Source organism: Vibrio sp. OPT46 (genome assembly GCF_015163535.1).
Taxonomy (GTDB): Bacteria; Pseudomonadota; Gammaproteobacteria; order Enterobacterales; family Vibrionaceae; genus Vibrio; species Vibrio alginolyticus.
Genome location: NZ_JADDYG010000165.1, coordinates 44,858 through 46,648 on the forward strand (window position 1 = coordinate 44,858; position 1,791 = coordinate 46,648).

2 protein-coding genes are annotated in these 1,791 nt (G+C 38.1%); both read left to right on the top strand.

What is annotated here, in order from left to right:
- A partial coding sequence (locus IQR33_RS07920; RefSeq protein WP_228013791.1) for an AbiV family abortive infection protein occupies positions 1 to 700 on the top strand: 700 nt, incomplete at its 5' end.
- 139 nt (positions 701 to 839) lie between these two features.
- Positions 840 to 1,424 (top strand): hypothetical protein, encoded by a 585-nt coding sequence (locus tag IQR33_RS07925; protein WP_193843611.1) that lies wholly within the window; start codon positions 840 to 842, stop codon positions 1,422 to 1,424.
- Positions 1,425 to 1,791 lie beyond the last annotated feature (367 nt).

Genomic DNA, 1,791 nt, shown 5'->3' on the forward strand with positions numbered 1-1,791 from the left:
TAACTGTTTTAGAGGTAGTATGAAGCTTAAACGTTTAAGTAATTATAAGTATGAGAAAATTGCTTACGAGTCCCTAAAGAATGCACTTCGCTTGCATATGGATTCAATACTGTTGTTCAAGCATGGCTCTTACCCATCTGCATTTCAGTTGTCGGTTCTGTCCTTAGAAGAGTTCGCAAAGGCGAAGTGGGTTGATCATTGTTATTACATGACTCTTACGAATAATGGCTTTCCAAAGGAAGATGCTCCTGATTACGAAGTATTTGTAAAGTTTGAGCAGCAATGGCTCAAACTTCTCTATATGCACCCAGAGAAACAGTTTGCATTTATTGGTCGTGAACTTTTCGACTATTCACCAAGTTTTGTGAATCGAATCAAAGAGAAAAAGTTAGAGTTCCAAAAACAACAATCCACTTATGTGACACTCGAAAGAGGCAAAGGTAAAGTCGATACTACGAGTCAAATATCAATACCAAGTAAGAAGATAAACGAAGACGCAGCAAAACAAATGATCTCTTTGCTAAACCATGAGTTTGTTGAGATTCATGACTTGATTGTTGAAAATGACGGTTATTGGGGAATATGGGAAATGGATGAGGTAATTAATGAGAGAGACTATCCTCAGCTATTTACTTGGCCATACAGAACGGGTTTGAAGTCACGTAAGTGGAACAAAGTACATCATGAACAAAACAGTTAACAAACTGTTCAAGAGGGATTCGCAACGCGTGGCATTTTCACTATGCGTTGGTTTAAGTGTTTAAGGTGGTATGCGGCGACTTCGGTATTGCGTTGCTCACCCCTTAACAGGGCGTTATATTGTTTTTGGAGTTCTGCGTTTGGAAATTGATGAAATAATAGCTTTAACTCGGGAAATCATCTCTGATCACTCTTGTAATGTTGAGAATGATAAAGAGCTTTTTCCTATCGTATCTGTTGCTACAAGTGATGCGTATAACTCAGTTATCGACAGCTTTTACTTATTAGAAGATACACAATTGGCGAAACATTCGTTTCTTGAGCGAGATCCATCATTGCCATTTGGCGATCTCTATTTGTACTTTTATGGTGTGCTCAATGCTGTTTATATGCAGCAGCAAGCGTTATTAGTTTTGCTTAGAAAAATGGGTATAGAGTTTGAACTAAGCGAAATTCAAGGTTGTAAGATCTTCGATATTAGAAACAGCTTTGCTGCTCATGGCGCAAATCGAGGTGGACGAAAGATCAAGGAACATAGCTTTATTCTGGATCGTCATGCTCTTCGACAAGGAAAGTTAAAAGGGTACTCTGCCAATCATGATAGCGGCTTTCTATCTCATGACACTGATGCTTCAACTTTGATTTTAGAATGGGACAAAGTTTTTTCTAAGCATCTAGAACGCATCTTAAGCATAGTAAAAGAGAACTACGAAACCACAATATAACAAAGCATTTAAGAGTGATTCGCAACGCTTGGCAGTTTCGCTTCGCTCAAGTATAGCCAAGCGCCGCTCACACCTTAATGCGGCGTTATGCTTTTATGCAAACGAGTGATAATTGCAATCGAGTTGCTTAAAGTCAAAGCCTGTTGAGTATAAATTGATAATGTTCACAGGCAAATTTCAATTAAATGAGGTAAATATGTTAGGTGGGATTTTTTTCTGGTTTTTCTTGGCAATCGCTGTTGGTTTTTTAGCTTCGAATTACAACCGTAGTGGTTTTCTATGGTTCTTATTAGCTTGTATCGTTTCTCCTTTAATTGCTGGGATCTTTCTACTAATTTTGGGTAAAAATAAGGAAGCCGAGATTCTT